The sequence below is a fragment of the Pseudomonas sp. AGC41 genome, assembly GCF_057334555.1.
This window is the reverse complement of the sequence record NZ_JBHFJB010000114.1, coordinates 3331-4878: the sequence shown is the minus strand read 5'-3', so window position 1 is coordinate 4878 and position 1548 is coordinate 3331. Positions and strand designations below refer to the sequence as shown.

The following is a 1548-nucleotide window of genomic DNA, read 5'->3' as shown; positions in this document are numbered from 1 at the left end:
CCCCCCCCACCGGTGTGTTCCAGGGCGAATTTTCAGCATCTCTTCTTGCCTCTCCACCTCAGGAATATTGCCCCCGTGCCGCGTTGCATCAGCAGAGAGCTGAAGACTCTCAGTGTTTGGGTTTTGACGCTGACCCTCAGCGGTTGTATCGGGACGGGAGGGATCGCGCCGCAGGGCGAGCTCTTGTCGGCCAACCAGTTGGCGACCGATGCGGCGATACGCGAGGCCGCCCGCGACGCTCACTGGCCGACCCGTCAGTGGTGGAAAGTCTATGGTGACCCGCAGCTTGATCGCTGGATCGACCTGGCTGTGCGAGACAGCCCGAGCCTGGCCATGGCCGTCGCCCGGGTGCGCCAGGCCAAGGCCATGGCGGGTGTTGCCGAGGCCGCCGAGTCGCTGCAGATCAATGGCGAGTCGGCCCTCAAGCGCCACAACTGGCCCACCGATCAGTTCTATGGCCCTGGCGAACTGGCCAACACCACCACGTGGGACAACAACGCCGCCCTGGGCTTGAGCTACGCCCTGGATCTGTGGGGCCGCGAGCGCAGCGCCAGCGAGCGGGCGGTCGACCTGGCCCATGCCAGTGTCGCGGAGGCGCGGCAGGCGCAGCTGGAATTGCAAGACAACGTCGTGCGCGCCTACATCCAGTTTTCGCTGCATTACGCCCAGCGCGACATCGTCGCCGCGACCCTTCATCAGCAAGAGCAGATCCTCGAACTGGCGCAAAAGCGCCTGGACGGTGGCATCGGCACCCATTTCGAAGTCAGCCAGGCCCAGGCGCCATTGCCGGAAACCCATCGTCAGCTCGATGCCCTCGACGAAGCCATTGCCCTGAGCCGCAATCAACTGGCGGCGCTGGTCGCCAAGGGCCCGGGCGACGGCGCGCGCCTGCACCGGCCGAGCCTGGCGCTGGGGGCTCCGTTGAAACTGCCATCGGCATTGCCCGCCGAACTGCTCGGCCAGCGCCCGGATGTGGTTGCCGCGCGCTGGCAGGTGGCAGCCCAGGCCCGTGGGGTCGAGGTGGCTCGCGCGGGGTTTTACCCCAACGTCGACCTGGTGGGCAGCCTGGGTTACATGGCTACTGGCGGTGGGGCGCTGGAGTTCCTGACCGGCAACAAACTCACCTACAACGTCGGCCCGGCCATTTCGCTGCCGATCTTCGATGGCGGACGCCTGCGTGGCGAGTTGGGCGAGGCTGCGGCGGGTTATGACATCGCCGTGGCGCGCTACAACCAGACGCTGGTGAATGCCCTCAAGAGCATTTCCGACCGGTTGATTCGCCGTGAGTCGATGGACAAGCAAAAGACCTTCGCCGCCGAATCGGTGGCCGCCGCCCAGCGCACTTACGACATTGCGCTGGCGGCGTTCCAGCGTGGGCTCACCGACTACCTCAACGTGCTCAACGCCCAGAGCCTGCTGTTCAAGCAACAACAGGTGCAACAGCAGGTAGACGCCGCGCGGTTGAGCGCCCATGCCGATTTGGTCACCGCATTGGGCGGCGGGCTGGAGGCCGGCAGCGACATGCCTGTGGCAGGCGCTCCCCTGTGG

At 66.1% G+C, this 1548-nt stretch carries 1 protein-coding gene; it reads left to right on the top strand.

Annotated elements, in window-relative coordinates; translation table 11 throughout:
- Positions 1–123: 123 nt before the first annotated feature.
- Positions 124–1548 (top strand): efflux transporter outer membrane subunit (locus ACE04F_RS19005; RefSeq protein ID WP_486109087.1); only part of this gene is annotated, 1425 nt, incomplete at its 3' end.